Source organism: Parashewanella sp. 2210YD4-3, from assembly GCF_056591735.1.
The window spans coordinates 1-23,392 of the sequence record NZ_JBWQOG010000011.1 but is presented as its reverse complement, the minus strand read 5'-3'; the positions used below and the strand labels follow the sequence as shown (position 1 = coordinate 23,392).

Sequence of the window (23,392 nt, the reverse complement as noted above, 5' to 3'; positions counted from 1 at the left end):
CATCAAAGAGCAGTGCAAGGGGTGATAAAGGGATTAAAGGTTAGGTTTGACTCGTGGTAAGAAAGCATTGGCTTCCCATAAGTCATAATCTTTACGGAATTGCTCAAGATCAGCGTAGATACGTTTGAACTCAGGATCAGCATTAGATTGCTCAGTAACGACTTCTTCCCACTTCGCTTTAAAGGTATCTAGCATTTCTGGTGACCAATACTTGTTGATCACGCCACTTTTCACGTTTTCTTTGATGACTGGAGATTGGATTGCTTCACCATAAGCTAATGCATCTAAGGTCGCAGACTTACAAATATGCTCAATCACAGATTGCTGGCGATCGCTCATCTTGTTCCATACTTTCTTATTGATGATCAGCTCCATCATGGTTGCTTGTTGGTGCCAACCCGGGAAGTAGTTGTATTTCAGCACCTTTTTCAGACCAATACGCTTATCAACAATTGGCATTGAGAATTCAGTCGCATCAATCACGCCTTTCTCAATCGCAGGGAAGATTTCACCACCAGGTAAACCTACAGTGCTCACACCTAGCTTTTCCATGACCAAAGCACCAAGCCCGAAGAAACGCATCTTAAGACCTTGAAGATCTTCTGGCTTGTTGATCTCTTTTTTGAACCAACCTGATGTCTCTGGTGGTAATACACCACAAATTTGCACTTTTACATTCAGGTTATTTTTGTCGTAAAGTTCTTGGTGTAACTTATTGCCGTTGCCTTGATAGAACCACGCTAAATACTCAGGGGCTTCAGGACCAAACGGTATTGCAGAAAATAAACGTGCAGCAGGGATTTTTCCACTCCAGTTTCCAGCCGTCGCAAAACCTGCTTGTACTTTACCTGTCGAAACAGCCCCTAAAATTTCCTTAGGGTTAACCAACTTGTTTGGCTCATAAATCTTCATTCGAAGTGAATTGCCACTCAAGGTTTTAATGTTATCGGCAACATATTTAATTGGAGAACCTAAGCCCGGCAATACCGTGTTGTAATACACAGGCGTTTTAAGCATGATTTTCTTTTCGGCTAATGCTGCCGTTGAAACACTCGCTGTTGCCAACGCAGTCATTATAAGTAATGGTAGCTTTTTCATAATAAAATCCTCTGAGCCTATGCGTTACAGTGTGTACTTATAAGAAAGTTGTAGATAATTTGAATCGGCTGATTCTGTTTTGTATTGGCCAACTTCAATACCAACCGTTGTTTTTGGGTTGATGCTTTTTAGAAGGTTAATAGCAATGTGAGAGCGGTCGGTTGACTTACCGTCTTTACCAATTTGATCATCAATTTTTAATGCGCCGTAATAAATGTTTGAGCGATAGCTGTCATTCCAGAAATGACGATAGGCAACGGTATAAGCTTGAACATCATAGATTTTTCCATCAATGTTTTTATCGGCAATGTTTGCAGCTGGGCCTGTATAACGTCCCGGACGTCCACCGTTGTATGAGAATCGGAAATCATCTTTACCAAAGGTTTTAATGCGACCACTGATGTTATAGGCAAATTGAGTGCCGTCAGCTTTACTAATATCACCGCCGTTATCTAGATTACGAACAAGACCCGCTACAGCGACTTGTCCCCAGTCACCCTTGAAGGTGTAACGAGCTACAGCGTCAGGAATTTTTTGGCTTGTGCCGTCTTGAGTAGACGGATTTTCTAGCGCAAGTTCAAGCCCACCTTTGGTGTATCGAACTTGAGTTTGACGAACGAAAACTTGAGCAACGTGTGCACCACCAAAATCTAATGCTTCTGCAATAGACACAAGTGGCATAAAGGTTGACCATGTTTGACCCACTAACCACTCTTTGTGTTGTACGTAGGCGTGGCGAAGCCTTAATGAATGACCACCAGTAACGGTTTCATTAGCACCTGTTGGTTGTTGGTCATCATAGAAGTCCCATTCCAACACAGCTTTAAAATCATCGTAGTTATACTTGATGTTAAACCGAGACTCACGAATATTGAGTCGAGTTTCATCGGTATCTTTTTTAACTGCATTGTTTGCGATCCAAAAGTCACGGTATGCTAAATCTCCGCTTACACTTCGAAGATCCGCTTTAAAATAACCGCCGAGGGATACTGACTGTTGGTCATTAATTTTTAGGGTATAGTCTGCAAAAGAAGAAGCCGAGAATAACGCCGACAACACTAAACCAGATCTTATTATTGTTTTCATATTGGTCACCTGTAGTTGTTGAAATCAGCCTTTAGGGTTCAAAAATTTTATTCAGGCTTATTTCGTTTCTTTACAGGCAATACAATAGAAAACTTCTTTACGAAGGATAATCCGCAAACACACGTATTTTTTCTACGTGTTTACACTTAGATTTGGGTGTAAGGAAGAAAAAAGGGGAGGTAGGGACAGTTTACAATTATAAGTATTGTCAGAACTCCCATTATCAAGCTAAAGAAAGTAACAGTTTACAACTACAATCAATTTCACTATCTTGCACCGATTCGTTTTCAATGGGACGCAGGTCCTCTATTGAAATACACATATGTTATCACTTTGAGACAAATATGAATCAACAACCTAATAATCCTCTGCACGGCATTAAGTTAGAGAGCTTACTAGTAAAACTTCACGATAAATATGGTTGGAGTGGGCTTGCTCAAAGGGTAAACATTAATTGCTTTAAAAGTGAACCTTCTATCAAGTCTTCCCTTAAATTTTTGCGTAAACAACAATGGGCGAGAGATAAAGTCGAGCAACTGTACATTGATACTTTTGGTTGTGAGGTAGCAAAGCCTAAATCTGAAACGCCGTTACCAGATTCTCCTTGGGCAAATAGCCTGATTAAGTAACCTGAGCTCTGCATAAGCAAACCTCTACAGCACTGATTTCTATATACAGAGCTCAGGTTAAGTAGGAAAGTAATCGTGAAATTGTTATTTCGCTAATTGATGGAGCATGACTGGTTCCATCTTGGCCAAGTTAACATATATACTCGTGATACTTGAAGATGCAACTTTCAGGGCTTTTTCAGCGTTGAATTATTCGAGGCGTGAAAGTGAAGAACTAGCGGGCTAATTTAAGCTTTCACAACAAAGAAGAATCAACGCTGAAAGCCCACACAGTGCGAGTTTAATTGCCATTTAGACTGTGTTACTTACCCTTGAAATAGAGCAACTATGACCGACATACAAAACTGTCGTTACTTTGTTTACTGCGGATAAGTGCCTTGTCTAAATGGCAATTAATTCTCGCTGAAATCCTGCATCTTCAGGTATCACGAGTATAACCAATATTGGATTAATTCGGTTGCTATCAGCTGATTTCAATTCAAAAATTATAATTGTTCCTGAAAAATGGTCATTTGCTTATTTTATTAAGTGTTATTAGACCCTTTAATTCTTTGCTACCTTTAATGAGGGATTACTTTAAAGGTATATGATGCAGGAAGCACAATCTGAGTGGGAAATATCTTTGTCGAAACTTGTTCAACAAACGATAGAGTTTGATGAACAAAAAGTGACCTCTGTTGAAATCGATACACACTACATCAATTTTTTTTATCAACAACCCGACCTTTCAATTTATGCCTATGTAGGCGAGTTATCTGATCCCAAAATAGCTATCTCGTTATTAAAGGCAAATTTTCTGTGGCGTTCAACTTTAGGAAGTACCCTTTCATTGCTTGATGATAACAGTATTGTACTAGGTAAGCCTTGCTTGATAAATGAGAAAGAAGAACTTGAACGGATCCTCAATGACTTTGTAATAGCGCTTAATTATTGGAAACAAGAGGTACTTAAAACTGAACTTATCCCTCAGCGAAATATACATTTGAAATAATGGATTATGTTAAAAGGAATTTCTGCTTCAACAGTCAGTCAAAATATCACCTCTTCATCGTCAGATGATGTAAGTTCAAGCTCTCGCCCTAAAGGTAGGATTACTCTTAAGAGAGGATTGGCTATTTCAGATGAAAGTGATGTGATCGACATTGAATTGCATGAACCAACCGAGTCGTTGCCTCCAACTTCATTAGCTGCAAGCGTTACCAGTGTACAAGTTGCTTCAGATAAAATCCCTGAAAAGTACTGTGTTCAGTGGTACGCCATTCCTGAAACGATTCGTCGAGTGATTTCTGATACTGAATTTGTTCAAAATCACAAGCAACCATTTACTCATGCAGAAGCAAAAAAGTTATTGGTTACAGCGGGTATGCTGGAAAGTTATTTCTCTACAGATGATGAGTTATCTGAGCATAAGTTACGCTTATTAAACAGAGTGGCTAACGCTTCGTTAGGAACCAATTATAAACGTGGGGATATCAAGCTAGCCACAAAACTTATTGACACTCTATTTTTTGAAGAACACATAAAGAAAAAAGATTATGAATTAGCCTACGATGCGCTAACGCAATTAGAAGAAAATTCTGAAAATATAAAGTTATATGCTTCTACATATAAATTACTTATGAGTATTTCTCAGCGTATTAAAGCCGATGATGTTGAGACTAAGAAAGAAGCTGCTTTTCAATTACAAGAGGTCGCCAAACAAATACAAGTAGAAGGACTTAAGCTTGTTCGTGAAAAGTTCAAACAAGATTTAAGACTACAGTTGGAAGATTTTAAGCAAAGTGGGGAAAGTAAAAGTTTTTCTGTAAATTTATCGATTGGCCCTGCATTATCACTGTTCGAACTAGACGCGGTATCTGCCAAAGTCTCTGTGTCATACGAATTTAGTATTACCGCAACCGATACGAAAAAAATATCTGTGGTGCACAAGGTAACAACCGGTGCGAGTTTAGCTGGCGGTGAACTTGTTTCTGCTCAAGGGAAAGCATTTTCAAGCGTCGGTTACGCTCAAGTATTCAAAAGTCTTGATGAGATGATTGATTACCATTCTAACGATTTAGTTTGTATCTTAGCTGGCCCTTTAAAAAAGAGCCTGCCTAATGTCGTTAAAGTGGCTCAGACCCGCCACATTAGTCGGCTAGAAGACAAAGTAAAGTCCCGAAACCATCAATTGCAAGAAAGCTTAAGAAGATCACTGGTGATAGCTAAAGGAGACAGCATTGATTTAGAAGACAATGGAAAAGATATGCCTTCCACAACATCCTTAACAAAGCTGGCGGGTATCTCGGGTTCAGCTGGAATTGATGTTAAATCAATGGTTTCTGCAACAATATCTGGTAAAGCAAAATTAAGAAGAACCACTTATTGCAAACGGTTAGGCTTACTCAGCCAATTAAACCAAGAACCTTCTAGACTTAATGCTCGTAATTGCAACTATTATACCTTTCAGTTAAGCGATCGAAGCATAAAACAAGGAGCAAGTGGATATCACTGGTTACGCCATAATGCTGTTGAAATGGATCAGAAGTTATCATGGCTCAAAAAGGGGAGAAAAAATCCGGAGGAATTGTCACGAGACCTACTTAATATGCGAAAACAAGTGAAAGAGTCGATGGCTTATCTGCATCAAGAATACTTGGCTTATATAGATACAGTTAATCGCTATGACAGTAGTAAATCAGACAAAAATAGATTAAGAAAAACCAAACATCTTTTTGAGAAAAATCGAGGAGCAAATGGTCGTGCAGAATACATAAGAGCAGTGATTTGCACGCATGTTTATTTGAAACAGTTATATCAATTGAGTTTTGCAAAAGGCACTGATATTGATTTGAAAGACAGTGAACTTCCATTTTGTTATTACCTCGCAGAAATGGAAGACAAACTGTCAGCGCCAGAAGTGTTCATTAAGCAAAAAGACATTGAAAAGTATTTAACGCTTTCTTCATCAGTTGAAGCATCTGCATTTGAAGTGTCTGCCGAAGTCGAGGTTGGCGTACCTGTTGCAGGGTTAACGATTGGCAACGTTGGGGTTACATACAGTCAAGTTTCTAATGACATAAACCCTGACAACGATGGTGAAGAGTTAGTTGTCTCAATGCAAACAACATTGCCTGTATCTGGAGCAGGGGCTAAAGTAGCTGCTGTTGTATCACAAGAAGCAGACGGTGCAAAACTTGCTGATTTTTCTAAAGTGCTCACTAAAATTGTTAAAAAGTTGAAACCGACAAAACTGGGCTCTGTATTGTCAGAGGCCAGCTTAGACTTAGGTGATGCTGTATTGCAGGTTCCCGTTGGAGTGACCTCATTGTCTGGTGCATCAGTAGAAATTGTGTTCGGCAAGGGTGAAGACGGAAAATTTCATATCGAATATATCAGGCTTTATCAAACCAAAGAGCGGGGCTTGAGCGGAGGTTTTTCCACCCATGGCGTTAATGTCGGTGCGTCAGTTTCAGCTTCTTCTACCCACCCAGTAGCAGAATGGATAGGCAATAACACCTTAGGTTATTGGCAAACGGTATATAATGGTTGTAGAACTTCGAAGCGCCGTGATGATTGGTTTGATTTTTTATATAAGAATCAGAATTCGTTAAAGAAGTTATTTACTAATCTACAAAATACAAAGTCCAATGCGTACCAAGAATTTATGGTTACGGCTAGCCAAATCAAATCAAAAAACATATCAGAAAAGCTATTGAAAGCGATAAACAGTTGGAATAAATCCCAATCCGATGAAGACTTTCAAGTCGCTGTTAAATTGTTTCAAAATTTTTTATTTGAACAGCATCAAATCTTTAAAGCAGATATGAAAAGTAGGTTGGTTCCGAGTTAATTAACTTTACAAATCTTCATTGAAAATATAAATGTCATTTGTGGTTAATGTAACCGAATATCTAATACTGGAAATATGGAAATAAATAAAATTTGGCGGTGAAGGTGGGAGTCGAACCCACGAATCGAAAAATACTTTTAGTGATCTATATAAATCAATAAGTTACGATTCTTTTCTCACTCGCTTTGTACTAAAAATCGTTTGGCTTTGTACCAAAGATTTGCACCAGCAGTTAAGGCTTTATTCTACCTATTTGATGCCCCACCCGCAATAAAAACTTATGTTCATCTCAAAAGTGAATTGAAGCAGCTAAAAGTCACAAAATCTTTATGCTTTTAGTTCTCGGATTCTTCTCTTGAAAATAACTCAATATATGACTGCAAAAAAGTTAGAGTGGTAACACTATTTCTACTTTACTACCTGTATAATCACTTTCTTTTACAAAGGAGGTCTTTGTGCTGAATGAATCAGATGTCAAAATTGGTGAACTGAAATTCGAATATTGGGGGTATCAACTTCACCCTATTACCGATGGAGATGGAAAGTTTATTCCTGATGCAATGATTGATATCGCCTCAGTAACCAACACTATTTCTATTGATGATATCGAGTTAGTGATTTCCTTTGAAAGTAAATTTCAAGGTGACAAGCAGGTATTTACGATTGATAAAGATGAGAGCTCAAGGCTACTATCAATGGTATATGACTTCTCAGACTCTGAAGCCTTGAATCAAGCTGCCCCTATTCTTAACGAAGCCAAAAAATTGGGGCTTTCAAAGATTAAATCCGACACCGATATCCAAGCATTAAGGCAAGTAATTCAGAACAACAAAGAGCTTGCCTATGACGAATACATTATGGGAATTAAAAAGGTAACACCATGATCAAATTTGCATCTAAAGATGAAATAAAAGCATTTCTCGATAACATACAGCCAATAATTGAAGATTCAAAAAATGGTCGTGCTGACTCACATTTCATTATGCTAGCAGATGAGTGCAATATGGTGCCTGTTTTCGACTGGATGACATGGGAACACCTAGAGCAATTTAGAGGGAATGGTGTTGAGTGGTCAAAAACAGCGGCACTTAATGATTGCTTATGTGCTTTTACAGCTCTAGTTCGTGGAGAGCGCTTTTGTAGTGGGACTATTACAGGCGCTTTACGGGATGGCACCATTGCAGCGTTGGTAAGCAGGATTGCAGATATTGTAGATGGGGAGTAGCGTTGAATTTTGAGCAGGAACTTGATTCGATAGAAAACCAATATGCCAATGGCTTTATTGATGTCGTGAACAACCCAAAGGCTAAGCAGTATGTTGATGCTGTAAATAAGATCATTTGGCAAGATTGGGATATTTGCGGTGTGAATGGCATTGAGGGTTGTCGAGATGAATATGACCGATACATCAACGACATTGCACAAGTCGCTATGAACTCTGAACAAGTTGTTATTAAGACCTATTTGCTTTGCATGGCTGAACATTATTTTTCAGGTGGTGTATTCGGGGGTGAACTCGATGCCGTATCTGAAAATGTTGCTAACAAGCTCACGCAACTAGCTGTAGACAAGAATATCAAGAAGGTCATTTTAGAGTTTGATATTAGAAGGTTGTTTGAAAAAGAAGGTGCTCAAAGCGTTCTTGTCGAAGGTAACGCCTTTACAGCAATCATAGATGGTATTCCGGCCTATGAATTGGTTTGTAGTGAACAAGGTTTTACACTCACATATCTATCTGATGAAGCAAGAAAAGGCGACAAAGTCACATTCAGTTCAATTTCAGAATTAAGTTTATATTTGGAAATGTAGTAAATGTACCAAGTAGATGTAGATAATAAATCCTTAACGAAATTAGATAATGCAACTTTCAGCGATTTAGGTTTAAAAGAACGCTTTGATATTCAAGAGTGGGTAAGTAAAACACCTGAAATTTTAGGTGAAGATTTACTTATTATTGCTAAAGAATATGAGCTGCCATCTCGTTCACGTTTGGACTTACTGGCCGTAGATAAACAAGCAAACATCGTTATCATTGAGCTGAAACGAGATAATTCTGGTAACGCTATGGCGATGCAAGGGATCAGTTATGCGTCCTACTTATCCAGCTTTACCAATGATGAAATCTTTAATATGTTCGCTGAATATGAAGGAATCAGTGACAGTGAAGCAGAACTAAAAGTTGAAGAATTTATCGATACAGAAATGGATAAACTGAACGAAAGTCAACGGATCATTCTTGCATCCAAAGAGTTTCACTCAGATGTGATTTCATCGGTACTTTGGTTAAGAGACTTCAGTATTGACGTACAGTGTGTCAAGTTGGAACCATTCACTGATACTCAAGATAATCTATTTCTTAACGCTAATAAGATCATACCGTTACCTGAAGCAGCCGATTACGTCAAAAGAAAAGAAACTAAGGCGAAAGAGAAAAGCTTAACGACAAAGCAAAGCTCATTCTCACTAGAAGTTTCAGATTATGATGATGAAAAATTAAAAAGTGAGCTTATAAAGTCCTTTACTCGTGACAGTGAGTTAACACCACGACTCCATGCTTTCATTTCTATCTTACTTGCTGAGGACAGAAGCTTTTCCCGGGAAGAAATTAAACAGTACCTTCATGAAAATGGTATTGGCGACAGCGTCGGTAAAGCTGGGAGCTATCTAAGTGGAATCTCCAAGTTCTTAACCAAGAAATCAACCCCACATTTACGTCAAGTTATTAGTTTTGGCGGCGGTGATGGCAGCGGTGCTCAAAAGAGTGATTATCAAATTGTCAGTGCTTATCGTGACTTGGTAGTTGAGGCGTTGGAGAACTCTACTTTGAATTAACTGTAACGACAAATTTCGACTAGGTTAATAAACCTGAGTTCTGGATAAGAAAATCGAAATTTTAGGGAACAAATAGCTCGTTCCAAGATCAGATCTTTCGACCAAGAAAGAATTATCCAAAAGGAACGAGCATGTCTGATAAGTTAGTTGAAACCTTCTGTGATGTCGATGATTTTTGTAAGCTTTTCATAGCCCAATGGCAAAAAACCTTGATTGAAAATGGGGACAAAAAACGTAAAAGAGCTTGCCGCTTATCACCTGCTGAAATAATGACGTTTATCATACACTTCCATCAATCTCATTATCGAGATTTCAAAAACTATTATCTCCACTATGTTTGCAAACATCTCAAAAGCTATTTCCCAAATTTATTAAGCTACACAAGGTTTTTAGGCGTGACTGAAAGCGTGCTTGTCCCCATGTGCAGTTACCTGACGGCAAGGCTTGGAAAGCCAACTGGGATTCAGTTTGTTGACTCAACAAAAATCGAAGTCTGCCATATCATCCGAGCCAAAAGAAATAAAGTTTTCAAAGACGTAGCAACGCATGGAAAAGGTACAATGGGCTGGTCATATGGTTTTAAGCTTCATTTGATAATCAATCATTTAGGGGAGATCCTTTCCCTTAAACTTACCAAAGGTAATGTTGATGACCGCCAACCAGTTACTGAAATGGCAGAGTCCATTTTTGGAAAGCTCTACGGTGACAAGGGCTACATTAGCAAAGCATTATCAGGTGAATTATTAGATAAAGGGGTTGAACTAATCACTACAGTTCGAAAAAACATGAAGAAAAAATTCTTGTCTCTATGGGATAGAGCCATGCTTAAGAAACGTTTTATTATCGAAACGGTGAATGACCAACTTAAAAACATCTCTTATATAGAACACTCCAGACACCGTAGTATGCATGGGTTTATGCTCAATCTATTAGGCGGACTGATTGCCTATTGCTTGAAACATGATAAGCCAACATTAGATTTAACTGCTGATGAGTTCAACTTACTTGAAAGTAATAATTTAATGCTGGCTTAACCAGATCTCAGGTTTATTAGGGAACATGGCGATAAAGCGATTAATTGCAGTACCGTAATCCATCAGTCTTACTTTGGCTTTATCTGGTTCTCTCAACTTCACAGCATCAGAGTATGATTTCCACAATTCTTTCATCGTAGTGCCTTCTTCGATAATTTCTTCTGATTCCTGTACGGTCTCAGCGTTAGCATCGAAACCATGTTTGGCTAATTGAATGTCAGATGTCTTCTTATATAAAGCAGCACGAGTCATATCCAGATAAGCAATAGCAAACTTGGTCAGTAGTTTTCTGTATTGAGAGCCATCTAGTGAAGGATCAAGTTGGTACTTATCAAGCGAGGGCTGAAAAAGCTCTTTCAACAAGCTTTCAAGTTGCTCGTACTTCTTGACTAAGCGTGGATTATCGTTTTTCAACGATTTGTCCGATTTCATATTTTCTAGATCATCAAGAAGCATCATTACAGGGTAGTTGTTCTCTTCAATGAGACCATCTCCTTGTATTAGATACGGATTAGCTGCATGTGGAGCAGAGCCTAACTTGATCGCTACCTGTCTACGCCATTCAAAAATAATGCAGTCGATGATCGAATCAGTCAGTTTGGATTCACTCTCTAACTTAATACGTGCAACTTTTATTTGAGAACGAAGTTCAGACATTACGCCGTTATAATTATATTTGGCTTCTTCTGGGTCTCTAGTTTTAAGCGAACGTTTGAGTTCACATTTACCGATTATGCCTCTGAGTGCGGCAGGAACACCCAATCGTGCATTGTAAACACCATTGGAATTTTTTACTGGAGAAGACATTCTTAATACCATAGCTTTGGACCTAGATTTTGTACCAAATTTCGGGGTTAAGCGGGTACAATTCGGTACGAAACCATGGTTAGAATTGTGAGGAAAGTCACTATTCCATTGGTTTATAACGAAAAAACCCCAGCATTTCTGCTAGGGTTTGAATTTGGCGGTGAAGGTGGGAGTCTGCTTTGTGATTTAATCTGTTGATTTATATAGATTTTAATGTTTTGTGGGAATCCAGTCATACACTGCGTCATACACAATAAGTTTTCTATTCCTAAAACGAATTACTTATTCTTTGATAAGTAATCTAGGCCTGCATCAGTGCGAGTGCAGTAGTTGTTTAGACAAAGCGCTACTGGTGTCAGGGAGTTTACTATATATTGATCAACTCCAATATTGCTGTAGGGAGTGACCTTTTATGGTCAATTCGAAAGTGTCACAGGTCTTACTTATACTCTTAACCTCAATTGTTCCTGCTCACGCAGCCTCACATAATGGCAAAAACATTGATGGAAGAAGGTTTAACTGCAATGCACAAATAGAAGTTAATCAACTGAAGAGGCCTCATACCCATTTTCTGGTTAATAAAAATGGTCGATGCCAGTTTGAAGGAAAAATCGTGCATTTGATTTTTCCTGCTTACCAAGGCTTTGATTTAGAAAAATTCGCTCAATTAAAGAAAAAAGAAGTCCAAAGTCCGTTTGCCGTTCATGTTACTGATATTCATCTCATTGTTTACAAATTCAAAGTAAACGTACAATGGCCAATGAATAATTTTAATATGGTAGACGGTATCTAGCTGAATCTTTAAGTGGACAATAAGGTATTAAAAAGCAGTCCTTATTGTCGCTTAATGCCAAAATCAACAAAGTCAGATTTTAAATCTGGAATTGATAATATGTGACACAATATCGCCCAGAGGTTTTGGCTTATCCGTTTCAGCGTCGACCTCACCAAAATTATCGTAACGGGCGAGCTTAAACCCAATGCCTGTTGCTGTTTTCACAATACAGTATTCTCCAAAAATTGCGATAACCCAAAGGTATTCATCACCACTTTCATCAATATTTTCCCAAATTTCAGCTTGATAAAGTTTGATGAGCCTCCAAAAGTTTTTCTCAAGCCCTTCCATCAAGAGTTCTTCTGAAGCAATGATTTCCGAAAGTTTGGTATCACAGAACATATCCACCTGCGGTATAAGCGTAACTTGTGTAACCAGAGATTCTAACGGCTTCTGTAAACGATTAGAAATGGTTTTTAGCAACCAATAAAACTGTAATTATATGTGTAACAGTAAAGTAACCTAGTTACAGTTTATCTTGGTGCAGATATCGTCTTGATGTTCATTCTTACGCAGACAATTTCTACACATAATCATACCGCATTGGCTCATTTTGATTCATTTTGGCTCATTTGAATCGAGAATAGCTCATTTGAAAATATATTTTATGACAAGTATTTACACATGATTTTACGTGTGTGATTTTGCCAGCATTAGTTTTGTATATCTGATGCTTTCAAGGACGTGAAGTGTCTTTCATAAACAGCTCTAGCCCTCATGTAGGGCATACGTTTGGAGTAGACAATGAAAGTAAATTCACTCAACACCACTGCTACTAATTCGATTCAATCAAGCAGATCTCGGGCGCTGGTCGCCCATCTTTTTTTGATTTCTATTTTGCTGCTAGCTCCAGAAGTTGCCTTTGCCGATCCCATTTCTGAAGGTGTAGATTGGGTGATGCAATTACTCACCAATGGTATTGCTCGTAGTGCCGCGATTATTGGGATTGCGATTTTGGGTTATCTAGCATGGTTTGGACGCATTACAGGTGAGACTTGCGGTAAGTATATTGCCGGAATCGTGCTGGTCTTTGGTGGTTCGACTATTGTTGACCTGATCATTTCTGCCGTGAAGTAGAGGAATGATAGTTATGTCTTCAACTGAATTTCGAGATCATTTGTTGGTCGCTGTTACTCGCCCGGCGATGAAATGGGGCGTGACTTTAGACGGCATTATCATTGTTGCTGCTGTTGTTACAGTACTGATGATAGCCACTAAAAACCCCTTTGCTTTATTACTGTATTTTCCCCTTCATGCACTGATGTATTCACTGTGTTTACGTGATCCTATGATGTTTCGCTTGCTCAAGTTATGGATGAATACCAAAGCCAAGTCAGTATGTTGGCATGATTTAGGATTCGCTAGTGCCAGTCCTGTTGCTAATACCCGCAACAAGGAGCTAATGTTATGAGTGCAATAGCCATCGAAAAGATCACTAAGAAGTGGCAACGAGAAAATTCCGTCGATGAGTTTATTCCTTACCAAACGCATGTGGATGAACACACCATCAAAACTCATAGCGGTGATTACTTACAGATTATCAAGCTGCAAGGTATGGCACATGAATCTGCTGATCCTGAGCAAGTCAATCTCTGGAAGGAGCAATTCAATTTGATGCTGCGAAATATCGCCAGCCCTCATGTGTGCTTATGGACGCATCTTATTCGTCGTGAATCCAAAATTGTTCCCAAAGGCGAGTTTAAAGCTAATTTTGATAAGCAGCTTAATCAGAAGTACATCGATAAGATCTGCCAGAGTCAGTTGATGGTGAATGAGATTTACCTAACCGTTATCTACCGTGATGCCAATGTGCCGCTTAAATCAAAGTTAAAGGTCAAGTCCCTCACTGTTGAACAGTTACTTGCCGAACAAAAGCAAGTGATATCAGTGTTAAATGACGTTGTTAGTACGGTTATATCATCATTGGAAAGCTATCAGCCTCAACGGTTAGGGATCTACACCAAGGACGTTATCAATAAAGGAAAAGTGAAAGTAAAAGGGAAAGTATTCTACAGTGAGCTATTAACACTTTTAGATTATCTCGTTAATGGTGAGTGGCAACCCAGAGCTATAACCACCAAAGATATCTCTGTTTCGTTGCCAAGAAACAGACCGTTATTTTCTGATAACACCTTTGCACTGAAAGGCATTACGCAAACCCGTTTGGGCGCGTGTTTAAGTATTAAGGAGTACCCTGAACACACCGAAGCGGGTTTGCTTAATGCACTTTTATCGGCACCCTTTGAGTTGGTGTTAACACAGAGCTTTCAGTTTCTCTCAAAGCCAGTGGCTACAGAAATTTTACTACGCCAACAAAAACGCCTGACAGCTACTGGTGACTTTGCCCATTCTCAAGTGGATGCCATTGATATTGGTCTTGATGATTTAACCGCTAGTCGCATGGTTTATGGTGAACATCATTTGGTGCTAACCGTATTGACTGACACGACAGAAGCCCTTGATAAGCATCTTTCAGCACTAAAATCTGAGCTAGCCGATCAAGCCATTATTCTCACCAGAGATGATTTATCGATTCAGTCAGCGTTCTACTCACAGCTTCCTGCAAATAGTCGCTTTCGTCCTCGTCCAGCCCGAATATCTTCTCGCAATTTCGCCGGATTTTGCGGTTTTCATAATTATCCATCTGGTCAATTGAACGGTAACCAATGGGGCAATGCCGTAACTGTGCTACAAACCGCTTCTGGTGCTCCCTATTACTTTAATTTCCATGAGTCTAATACGCATAGCCAAGTCCTTAAGGCTCATGAAAATCGTGAAACGGGTAAGGATGACAAGCTTAAGGATGAGCATCACGCTCTAGGTAATACCTTAATTATTGGTGCTTCTGGCTCTGGTAAAACGGTGCTGCAAGGCTTTTTGATTTCCCAAAGTAAAAAGTATGAGCCGACTCAAATTATCTTTGATAAAGACCGTGGTTTAGAGATTTACGTTCGTGCCACTCAAGGATTATATCTACCAATGCAAATGGGCAAACCTACAGGCTTTAATCCGTTTCAGCTTGAACCCACCACCGACAATATTCTGTTTATTACAGCCTTGATTTCCAAACTATGCGGTGGCGAACTACTGCACCAACATCAACAAGATTTGGCTGATGCAGTTAAAGGCGTAATGAGTTTACCTAAACCTCAGCGCCGCTTAAGTCGTTGTTTGGAATTTCTTGACCCCGTTGATCCACAAGGTTGTAGTTCAAGGCTACAAAAGTGGTGTTGTGGTGGTGAACTATCCTGGGTTTTAGATAATGAGGTTGATGAGCTATCTATTACCAACCAAACTTTGTTTGGCTTTGATGTCACTGAGTTTTTGGATATTAAAGAAATCCGCACACCCATTGTGATGTATCTGTTTTATCGTATAGAAAAGCTGATAGATGGTCGCAAGCTGCAAATCTTCATGGATGAATTTTGGAAGTTACTGGCTGATGAATACTTTGAAGATCTAGCCCAAAACAAGCAGAAAGTTATTCGTAAACAAAATGGCATTATGGTGTATGGCACTCAATCAGTTAGAGATGTTCTGAGTTCTCCCATTGCTCATACTTTAATTGAACAATGCGCCACTTTGATTTTGATGCCCAATCCTAAAGCTAGACGTGATGATTATATGGACGGTCTTCATCTTACCGAACGTGAATTTGAGCTTATCAGCACTGATCTACAACCTAACTCTCGTCAATTCATCATCAAGCAAGGTCATGAAAGTATCGTCGCTAAATTAGACTTAAATGGCTTTGATGATGAATTGGCGGTGATCTCTGGCACTACCGATAAAGTGAATTTGATGTATCGGATTGTAGAAACCGCTGGCAGCGCCCCCAAAGACTGGCTACCTGAGTACTTCAATGCTTTGCATGAACAACGAGGTGAAGCATGAAACGATTATTGCTGTTGATGACGTTATCACTGCCATTACCTTGTTTCGCTTTCCCAGTGATTGATATTGCTAACCTGCATCAAAAAATCATTGAAATACGTCACCTATTGGAAGAAATCGACACGCTAAAACAGCAACTCGATACCGCTAAACGTCAACTCAGTAGTATCAACGGTATTACTGGAATGAGTGATGCCATTGATTCTGTTTATGACGTAGCGGTTAAGGTCGACCCCAATCTCACGCTTAAACAACAAGGCTTACATAACAGCGAATGGCTCAAGCTTGGCGGTGACAGCGCAAGTTTGTTTGATGACATCAATCGCTACCGTGGACGTTGGTTAGGCCAAACCCAATTATCGCTACAAGAAACTCAAGTGAGATATGACCAACTGACTAGGCTTATCAACAAGATCACTCAAGCACCAAAACAAAAAGACATTCAAGATTTACAAGCCCGAATTCAAGCCGAAAACGCCATGCTTGCTAATGAGCAAGCCAAACTGCAACTACTGAAAACTCAAGCACAAGCCAGTGATGCGTTAGCACAGCAGCGCATCACCCAAATGGCCATTGAGTCGGCTGGCGAGTTACACCCGATTAATGTGAATTGGAATTAACCCACCACGGATGGCAGAACAACTCTTATCGTATGAGGACTCTGCATGAAACTTATCAATATCCTATTAATTTCAAGCCTGTTTTGTGTCATGACAGGCTGCTCAAAAATGAGTCATCACCATAGCCATCAAAGCCAAGCTCACGATGTGGCTTGGTTCAAAAAGCATCAGAAAATATTGATGCAAACCTTAACCCAATGCAGTAGCAATCCGGCTAAATTTCGAAAGCATCCAGAATGCATCAACGCTCAGCAAGCGGCGAATGACATTGTGGCAGGTGATCCCGTACCGCCACGTATCACCTTTGATCATCCCAAAGAGTGATTAGAATGGCGGCCACCAGTAATTTGTATCGCAGTATTTTCAGCTTAGTGGATCAAGCTTTGCACAATTATGTGCAACAAGGTTCTGCAAGGCTAATTCAATATCTGATCCCCGTATTTACCAGCATGATGATCTTATGGGTAGTGATTTGGGGTTATTCAACGATGTTTGGCCGCAGTCAGGAGCCATTACAAGAAGGCTTTTTTCGAATACTGCGCATTGGTTTCATTCTGACGCTTGGATTAAGCGTTGGTCATTACAATCAAACTGTAGTGCGTTTTTTAAGTGAAACACCGCAATTTTTGGCCGCCATTGTCTCTGGCACCAAAACCCAAAATGCCGCACAGCTGTTAGATCACCTTTACGGGCAAATTTTCATTCTTGCCGATAATGCGTGGCGACAAGGTGGGGTGATGAATGGCAACTTTGGTATGTACATTTTAGCCATGGCGTTACTGATCATTGGCAGCTGCCTCACCTTACTAGTCGCCTTCTTTATTTTGCTCAGCAAAGTCATGGTCAGTGTGTTGTTGGCCATCGGTCCGGCCTTCTTTGTTCTGCTTCTGTTTCAAGCGACTCAGCGATTCTTTGAAAGCTGGTTGGGAATGGTACTCAACTTTGGTTTTATCTTGCTACTAGGAGTGTCTTCTGGACAGCTGATGACTACGGTAGCCTCCAAGTATCTGTCACAAATCTCTCAAAATCACGCCACGTTAACCACTCTCAGTGACAGTTCAATGCTGTGTGTGGTGTTAGGGTTATGCATTTTAGTGATGAAGCAAATCCCGGCAATGGCTTCTGCTCTCGGTGGCGGTGTCGCAATTGCGGCTCATGGTGCAATTGCCAACAGCGTTAATGCGATGCGTCCGACTACGCTGCGTAATCAGTATCGCAATATCCGACGAGACATGAACTACACCGGGCAAGCGTTATCCATGCCCATGAAACCTGTGGGCGCAGGTTATCGAGCCTATCAACAACGCTTTAATAGCAACAGTATTTCGGGAGAGTCTGAACAATGAAAAGGCTGGTATCTGTGTGCTTGATATTATTTCTAACCCATTGCTCAAGTATGCCCAAACCACCACACTGCAAAGATGATGGTAAAGGCTTACAGCCAGTAAATACTCTGCCAGTAAAAGTGCTTCCGGTCGAGGTACGTCATGGCTGAGCTTGAGCAGCAACTTACCGATGAGCAACTACTTCAAAAATACTTTGCCGAAGCCAGAGGTTGGGACGCTGAGCTGAATGTCAAAATCAAACAATCGGAGCAACGTGCTTGGAAATGCTGTTTGTTATTGGCTCTACTTGCCATTCTTTTGGCTATCAGCTTAATTACCTTAATGCCGCTAAAATCCATCGAACCCTTTGTGATTCGAGTCGATAACAACACAGGTTTTGTGGATGTGGTATCGACTTTAAGTAGCAAAGGACAAGTCAAACAACAGGCTCAGGAAGTGCTAGATAAATATTTTTTAGCTCAATACCTGCGCCATCGAGAAGGCTACCAGTGGCAAACTCGCAGTTATGACCGAAAACTTATTGGCTTGATGTCTGATGAAAACGTTCAACAAGAGTACGGTTTACAAACCGATCCCAAATCCACTCCCAATGCGCCCATTAATCTTTATGGGCAATCAACGGAGCTATTTATCAAGGTTAATGCCATCAGCTTTATCGCTCACGATAAAAACAATGGGGAATCAACCACAACTGCGTTAGTGCGTTACAGCAAACAGCTCAAACAAATTGGTGAAGACCATCCTCTGACTCATTGGGTTGCTACCATCACATTCACTTACCGTAATGCGCCTATGTCGGTAGCCGACAGACAACTGAACCCGCTTGGTTTTCAGGTGCTGAGTTATCGCAATGATCAAGCCACGGGAGGGGATTAGGATGCAAGGTATCAGAATTTCTCTCTGGTCATCCCTGCGTAGGCAGGGATCTAGCGTCTTTTTATCTAAGATAACAAAGAAAAGTCACTGGATGCCTGCCTTTGCAGGCATGACGTTATCTTTATTGTCTTCTGTAACTCAAGCTCTTGAAACCCCTCATATGGGTCATTTTGATAAACGAGTTCGCCATATCAATTTCAATCCGCAGCAAGTGGTGAAATTGGTAGGTCATTATGGTTTTGCCACCGATATTGCTTTTGCCAACGGAGAAACCATCAAACAGATTGCAATGGGCGACAGTGCTGGATGGAGTGTGACTCCCGTCGATAATCACATCTTTATTAAACCTAAAGCTCAGCAGGCCATCACCAATATGACGGTGCTGACTAATCGCCATGTGTATCAGTTTGAGTTAAATACTTCGCAACTAAAAAACAGTAACCAAGCCACAAGCCGCAATATGATGTTTGTGATAGATTTTATCTATCCTGATGATCTTAAAGCCCAGTTACACCAACACAATCAACAGCAGCTACTTGATGATCAACTTAATAGTCACACCTCACCACAGGTGAACAACCAGAATTATTTCTATAAAGGTGATAAATCCTTATTGCCTGTAACGGTCTTTGATGATGGCCGCTTTACTTACCTCAAGTTTAATCCCAAACAAGACTTGCCTGCGATATATACCGTCAATAGTGATAACAGCGAGAGCTTGGTTAACAGCAATATCAATCCAGATTTTCCCAGCACCATAGTGATCAGGCGAATGGTCAGAAGGTTGGTACTACGACAAGGCCGATTAGTTCTGTGTTTGTTTAACCAATCTTTTGATGCTGAACAACCTGCGAGTTATCACAAAACGCAGATTCCACAAGTGAAGCGAATTGCTAAAAGGCGTGGAGGTTCGCATGGCTGAATCATCATCAAATCAAGTTGAAGAACTGTCATCTAATCCCGTTCCAGAGTTAGGTAATCGAGTGGAAAGTAGCTCATGGCTCACCAAAGCCGTTATGATTATCATTGCTGGCTTAATGATTGTGCTGTTAGTGGCGATTAATGGCGGTTTTAGCCATGCCCAATCAGACACAGACGCAACCCATCATCATTACACCATTGCTGATCATTTAGGTGCGCCACCTGAGCCTGATAAGCACTCAAACCCCACTAAAGCGACAACACCAACCGCAGATAAAAGCTCAATCATTCATACAGGGCAATTGGATGAACCTAACTCACCGCAGTTTGGTCACCTAGCTCGATTAAGCGGACATAAAAAAACACTCACGCCACAGCAGCGTAAACAGTTGGATGGTTTATTGGTACTGAATAACACCTCACACCAGTCGGTTCAAAGTAATACTCAGCAACAAGAATCATTACCTGATATAAACCAAACACAACCCAATAGTCATTCCCTTAATCAACAACTTCAAGCTACTAAAATCCAAGGCAGTATCGCCAGTCGAATCATCGACCCTAACTTGTTTATCACCAAAGGCGCATTTCTTGACTGCATCTTAGAAACCGCTATCAGCAGTGATGTGGCAGGCATGACCCGTTGCCAGTTAAGTCGAGATATCTACTCCACCAACGGCAAGGTACTACTACTCGAAAAAGGCAGTCATATTGTTGGTGAGTATCAAGCTGGATTAGAGCAAGGGCAGGCTCGAATATTTGTGTTGTGGGATCGCATTGAAACCCCAACGGGCGTGATCTTGGATTTAGCTTCACCGGGAACCGACAGTCTTGGTCGGAGTGGTCACAGTGGCTATGTTGATGGTCATTTTGGCCAGCGATTTGGCAGTGCCATGTTACTCAGTCTGGTCGGTGACATCGGTAAGTATTACGCCAATAAATCTAAGGGAAATAACAACAAAATCCAATTCGGAGACACTATCGGCGGCACCAAAGACTTAGCCTCCATTGCTTTGCAAGATTCGATTCATATCAAACCGACGCTATATAAAAACCAAGGGGAACACATCAATGTGTTTGTGGCCAGAGACTTAGATTTTAGGAGTGTCTATGACCTTAAACTTAGCCAGTGATAGAAACCCGACTCAAGAGCCTAGTCGTGAGCCTAAAACTGAGAACAAAATCGAAGCTTGTCGCTCTTTGGCATTGCTCGAACATTTGAAATTGCTGAATGCTTTCTTGATGCAGCCCAGTATTACCGAAATTGTGATTAATCAGCCTAAGCAAGTATTAACCGAATCCAACAAAGGCTGGAATAAACATAAATCCAATGCTATTTCATTGGAGTATTGTCAACGCTTAAGCAAATTGATTGCGACCTATTCAGGGCAAAATCTGGATGCCGCACACCCCATTTTATCAGCCACCTTGCCTCATGGTGAGCGAGTCCAAATCGCCATTCCACCTGTGACCTTAATCGGCAAAATTAGCCTGACTATTCGCAAACCATCGAGTGTGGTGTTCAGCTTGGATGATTATCAGAAACAAGGATATTTCAATGCTCAACATATCGAAGTGGATAGCAAGCATCAAAGCGAACAACAGCTGATTGAATTCAAACAACAAGGTGACATAGCTGCCTTTCTGAAACTGGCTATTCAGCTTAGAAAGAACATCATCGTCTCTGGTGCCACAGGCTCAGGTAAAACCACCTTTTTGCGGTCATTGCTGCAACAAGTTCCAGACTCAGAACGCCTAATATCCATAGAAAACGTTGACGAATTGCAGCTGTATAACACTCATACCAATACCGTCAGTCTGTTCTATTCAGCTGGAAATCAAGGCATCGCCAATATCACTCAAAAGCAACTATTAGAAGCAAGCCTTCGTATGAAGCCCGACAGGATGTTTGTCGCAGAACTCATTCGTGGTGATGAAGCCTTTTACTTTCTTCGCAATATCAATTCAGGGCATCCGGGTAGCATCACCACCATGCACGCTGGTAGCCCTAAGTTGGCATTAGAGCAGTTGATGTTACTGCTAAAAGAAAGCCAAGCAGGGTCGTCATTATCCAGAGAAGACATTAAACAACTTCTGCATCTTTGTGTGGATGTAATTGTGCAGTTGCAGGTAGCTAACGGCAGGCGCTTTGTCAGCGAAGTGTTCTTTAACCCAAAGGAGGTGAAAGCAGAATGAGCAAACGTGGCTGGATTATTTTATCAAGTATCATTAGCGTGTTAATCGCAAGCCTATGGTTCAGTGGTGTATTGTTCTTGTGGTTTGCCAACCTTAATGTCAAAGAATCCAGTCCGTTAACCATTTTCAAATACGCTTATTATTTTGGCCATCAACACATCACTCAGTTCTACCTCATTCTATCCGTTATCATCGGCTTTGCACCTGTTATCGGTTTTATTGCCAAGAAGCTCAAAACAAAAAAGCAGCCACTTTATGGTGATGCAAAATTTGCCGATACTAAACAAATCAAACAGGCAGGGCTACTGGCTAAGTCCGGCATTGTTGTGGGTAAAAAACGCTTTGGCTTGTCAGAGCAATATCTACAGTTTGCAGGCCAGCAGCATGTATTAATGTCTGCACCAACACGAAGTGGTAAAGGCGTAGGAGTGGTGATCCCTAATCTGCTCAGCTGGCAAGACTCTGTAGTAGTGTTAGATATCAAACAAGAAAACTGGCACATCAGCGCAGGCTTTCGTAACGGCCACGGCCAGCAATGTTTTTTGTTAAATCTTGCTCCAAGAAACTACCAAAGCCATCGCTGGAATCCACTGTATTACATTTCTAATGATCCAAGCTTTCGCATTAACGATATTCAGAAAATCGGCCAAATGCTGTTTCCCAATATCGATAACGAAGCCCCAGTATGGCAAGCCTCAGCTCGATCATTGTGGCTAGGCTTAGTCTTATATCTAATTGAATCACCGCCTTTGCAAGTAACCATGGGAGAAGTACTACGATTACTGACCCAAGGCGATGAATATCTGGCTCAACAATTAGAATTAAGACTGGATTCTAATGTCAGCTTATCCAGTCAATGCCTGTTAGCCCTTAAAGAATATCTCGATACACCAGAGCGTACTCGCGGCTCAGTGCGTAAAAGTTTCAGCTCGGCATTAGAGCTATTTTACAACCCTGTGATAGATGCGGTTACCGCAGCTAATGACTTTGATTTACGCCAAATACGCCAACAAAAAATGTCGATTTATGTGGGCGTCACCCCTGATGATTTAAGTCGCTTATCGCCACTCATTAATTTGTTCTTTCAACAACTGATTGACCTCAACACTAGAGAACTACCAGAGCAAAACCCACAGCTGAAATATCAAGTATTATTGCTACTCGATGAGTTTGCAGCCATTGGCAAAGTCAACATCTTAAGCAAAGGCATTAGCTATGTCGCAGGTTATGGATTACGGCTACTCACCATTATTCAATCTCCAGCCCAGCTGCGAGAAATCTACGGTCACGATGGCGCTGAAACCTTAATGGATAACCATGCGCTGCAAATTGTGTTTGCACCGAAAAATCCCAAAGTTGCGAGAGAGATCTCCGATAGCCTTGGCA

25 protein-coding genes are annotated in these 23,392 nt (G+C 40.6%); 21 read left to right on the top strand and 4 right to left on the bottom strand.

Annotated elements, in window-relative coordinates; all coding sequences use genetic code 11:
• Positions 1–33 precede the first annotated feature (33 nt).
• Both AC1EU0_RS15190 and AC1EU0_RS15185 read right to left on the bottom strand, forming a co-directional pair.
• Positions 34–1,098, bottom strand: a complete 1,065-nt coding sequence (locus tag AC1EU0_RS15190; RefSeq protein ID WP_480303412.1) for a TRAP transporter substrate-binding protein — start codon at positions 1,096–1,098, stop codon at positions 34–36.
• A gap of 24 nt (positions 1,099–1,122) precedes the next feature.
• The gene (locus AC1EU0_RS15185) at positions 1,123–2,184 is read right to left on the bottom strand and encodes a DcaP family trimeric outer membrane transporter (protein WP_480303411.1); all 1,062 of its coding nucleotides are present in this window, start codon (positions 2,182–2,184) and stop codon (positions 1,123–1,125) included.
• A gap of 344 nt (positions 2,185–2,528) precedes the next feature.
• On the opposite strand from AC1EU0_RS15185, the gene AC1EU0_RS15180 reads away from it, so the two are divergent.
• The 8 genes from AC1EU0_RS15180 to AC1EU0_RS15145 all read left to right on the top strand — a co-directional run bounded on the left by AC1EU0_RS15180 (position 2,529) and on the right by AC1EU0_RS15145 (position 10,511).
• Entirely contained in the window at positions 2,529–2,813 is a 285-nt protein-coding gene (locus AC1EU0_RS15180) for a VF530 family protein (RefSeq protein WP_480303410.1), read from the top strand.
• 622 nt (positions 2,814–3,435) lie between these two features.
• On the top strand, positions 3,436–3,804 hold the full coding sequence (locus AC1EU0_RS15175; RefSeq protein ID WP_480303409.1) for a type III secretion system chaperone: 369 nt from the start codon (positions 3,436–3,438) through the stop codon (positions 3,802–3,804).
• Positions 3,805–3,810: 6 nt separating this feature from the next.
• The gene (locus AC1EU0_RS15170) at positions 3,811–6,645 is read left to right on the top strand and encodes a hypothetical protein (RefSeq protein ID WP_480303408.1); all 2,835 of its coding nucleotides are present in this window, start codon (positions 3,811–3,813) and stop codon (positions 6,643–6,645) included.
• A gap of 455 nt (positions 6,646–7,100) precedes the next feature.
• Positions 7,101–7,529, top strand: a complete 429-nt coding sequence (locus AC1EU0_RS15165) for a hypothetical protein (RefSeq protein ID WP_480303407.1) — start codon at positions 7,101–7,103, stop codon at positions 7,527–7,529.
• Positions 7,526–7,870: a DUF6508 domain-containing protein gene (locus AC1EU0_RS15160; protein ID WP_480303406.1), complete on the top strand. Its 345-nt coding sequence runs from the start codon at positions 7,526–7,528 to the stop codon at positions 7,868–7,870. Before AC1EU0_RS15165 ends, AC1EU0_RS15160 begins: the two co-directional genes overlap by 4 nt.
• A gap of 2 nt (positions 7,871–7,872) precedes the next feature.
• A complete protein-coding gene (locus AC1EU0_RS15155; RefSeq protein ID WP_480303405.1) occupies positions 7,873–8,454 on the top strand; it encodes a hypothetical protein in 582 nt (193 codons plus the stop codon).
• A 3-nt stretch (positions 8,455–8,457) separates the two neighbouring features.
• Positions 8,458–9,477 (top strand): endonuclease NucS domain-containing protein, encoded by a 1,020-nt coding sequence (locus AC1EU0_RS15150; protein ID WP_480303404.1) that lies wholly within the window; start codon positions 8,458–8,460, stop codon positions 9,475–9,477.
• Positions 9,478–9,608: 131 nt separating this feature from the next.
• Positions 9,609–10,511, top strand: coding sequence for an IS982 family transposase (locus tag AC1EU0_RS15145; protein WP_480303403.1), 903 nt, complete (start codon positions 9,609–9,611; stop codon positions 10,509–10,511).
• Here the strand turns inward: AC1EU0_RS15145 and AC1EU0_RS15140 are convergent.
• Positions 10,497–11,318: a DUF6538 domain-containing protein gene (locus AC1EU0_RS15140; RefSeq protein WP_480303402.1), complete on the bottom strand. Its 822-nt coding sequence runs from the start codon at positions 11,316–11,318 to the stop codon at positions 10,497–10,499. The genes AC1EU0_RS15145 and AC1EU0_RS15140 overlap by 15 nt on opposite strands.
• A gap of 412 nt (positions 11,319–11,730) precedes the next feature.
• On the opposite strand from AC1EU0_RS15140, the gene AC1EU0_RS15135 reads away from it, so the two are divergent.
• Positions 11,731–12,111, top strand: coding sequence for a hypothetical protein (locus AC1EU0_RS15135; RefSeq protein ID WP_480303401.1), 381 nt, complete (start codon positions 11,731–11,733; stop codon positions 12,109–12,111).
• Positions 12,112–12,183: 72 nt separating this feature from the next.
• Here AC1EU0_RS15135 and AC1EU0_RS15130 read toward each other — a convergent pair whose 3' ends face one another.
• Entirely contained in the window at positions 12,184–12,495 is a 312-nt protein-coding gene (locus AC1EU0_RS15130) for a hypothetical protein (protein ID WP_480303400.1), read from the bottom strand.
• 402 nt (positions 12,496–12,897) lie between these two features.
• On the opposite strand from AC1EU0_RS15130, the gene AC1EU0_RS15125 reads away from it, so the two are divergent.
• The 12 genes from AC1EU0_RS15125 to AC1EU0_RS15070 all read left to right on the top strand — a co-directional run.
• Positions 12,898–13,230, top strand: coding sequence for a TrbC/VirB2 family protein (locus tag AC1EU0_RS15125; protein WP_480303399.1), 333 nt, complete (start codon positions 12,898–12,900; stop codon positions 13,228–13,230).
• A gap of 13 nt (positions 13,231–13,243) precedes the next feature.
• Positions 13,244–13,564, top strand: a complete 321-nt coding sequence (locus AC1EU0_RS15120; protein WP_480303398.1) for a VirB3 family type IV secretion system protein — start codon at positions 13,244–13,246, stop codon at positions 13,562–13,564.
• Complete coding sequence (locus AC1EU0_RS15115; RefSeq protein WP_480303397.1) at positions 13,561–16,047, top strand: VirB4 family type IV secretion/conjugal transfer ATPase; 2,487 nt, start codon at positions 13,561–13,563, stop codon at positions 16,045–16,047. Before AC1EU0_RS15120 ends, AC1EU0_RS15115 begins: the two co-directional genes overlap by 4 nt.
• The gene (locus tag AC1EU0_RS15110; protein ID WP_480303396.1) at positions 16,044–16,667 is read left to right on the top strand and encodes a type IV secretion system protein; all 624 of its coding nucleotides are present in this window, start codon (positions 16,044–16,046) and stop codon (positions 16,665–16,667) included. Before AC1EU0_RS15115 ends, AC1EU0_RS15110 begins: the two co-directional genes overlap by 4 nt.
• Positions 16,668–16,712: 45 nt before the next feature.
• Complete coding sequence (locus AC1EU0_RS15105; RefSeq protein WP_480303395.1) at positions 16,713–16,991, top strand: EexN family lipoprotein; 279 nt, start codon at positions 16,713–16,715, stop codon at positions 16,989–16,991.
• A gap of 5 nt (positions 16,992–16,996) precedes the next feature.
• Positions 16,997–18,013, top strand: a complete 1,017-nt coding sequence (locus AC1EU0_RS15100; RefSeq protein WP_480303394.1) for a TrbL/VirB6 family protein — start codon at positions 16,997–16,999, stop codon at positions 18,011–18,013.
• Positions 18,010–18,162, top strand: a complete 153-nt coding sequence (locus AC1EU0_RS15095; protein WP_480303393.1) for a hypothetical protein — start codon at positions 18,010–18,012, stop codon at positions 18,160–18,162. The genes AC1EU0_RS15100 and AC1EU0_RS15095 overlap by 4 nt, the downstream gene beginning before the upstream one ends.
• Positions 18,155–18,889, top strand: a complete 735-nt coding sequence (locus tag AC1EU0_RS15090; RefSeq protein ID WP_480303392.1) for a VirB8 family type IV secretion system protein — start codon at positions 18,155–18,157, stop codon at positions 18,887–18,889. The genes AC1EU0_RS15095 and AC1EU0_RS15090 overlap by 8 nt, the downstream gene beginning before the upstream one ends.
• A gap of 1 nt (position 18,890) precedes the next feature.
• Positions 18,891–19,811, top strand: a complete 921-nt coding sequence (gene virB9, locus AC1EU0_RS15085; protein ID WP_480303391.1) for a P-type conjugative transfer protein VirB9 — start codon at positions 18,891–18,893, stop codon at positions 19,809–19,811.
• On the top strand, positions 19,804–20,943 hold the full coding sequence (gene virB10 / locus AC1EU0_RS15080) for a type IV secretion system protein VirB10 (RefSeq protein WP_480303390.1): 1,140 nt from the start codon (positions 19,804–19,806) through the stop codon (positions 20,941–20,943). The genes virB9 and virB10 overlap by 8 nt, the downstream gene beginning before the upstream one ends.
• A complete protein-coding gene (gene virB11 / locus AC1EU0_RS15075) occupies positions 20,921–22,006 on the top strand; it encodes a P-type DNA transfer ATPase VirB11 (protein ID WP_480303389.1) in 1,086 nt (361 codons plus the stop codon). Before virB10 ends, virB11 begins: the two co-directional genes overlap by 23 nt.
• Positions 22,003–23,392: type IV secretory system conjugative DNA transfer family protein (locus AC1EU0_RS15070; protein ID WP_480303388.1), on the top strand; the 1,390-nt coding region annotated here is incomplete at its 3' end. The genes virB11 and AC1EU0_RS15070, both read left to right, overlap by 4 nt.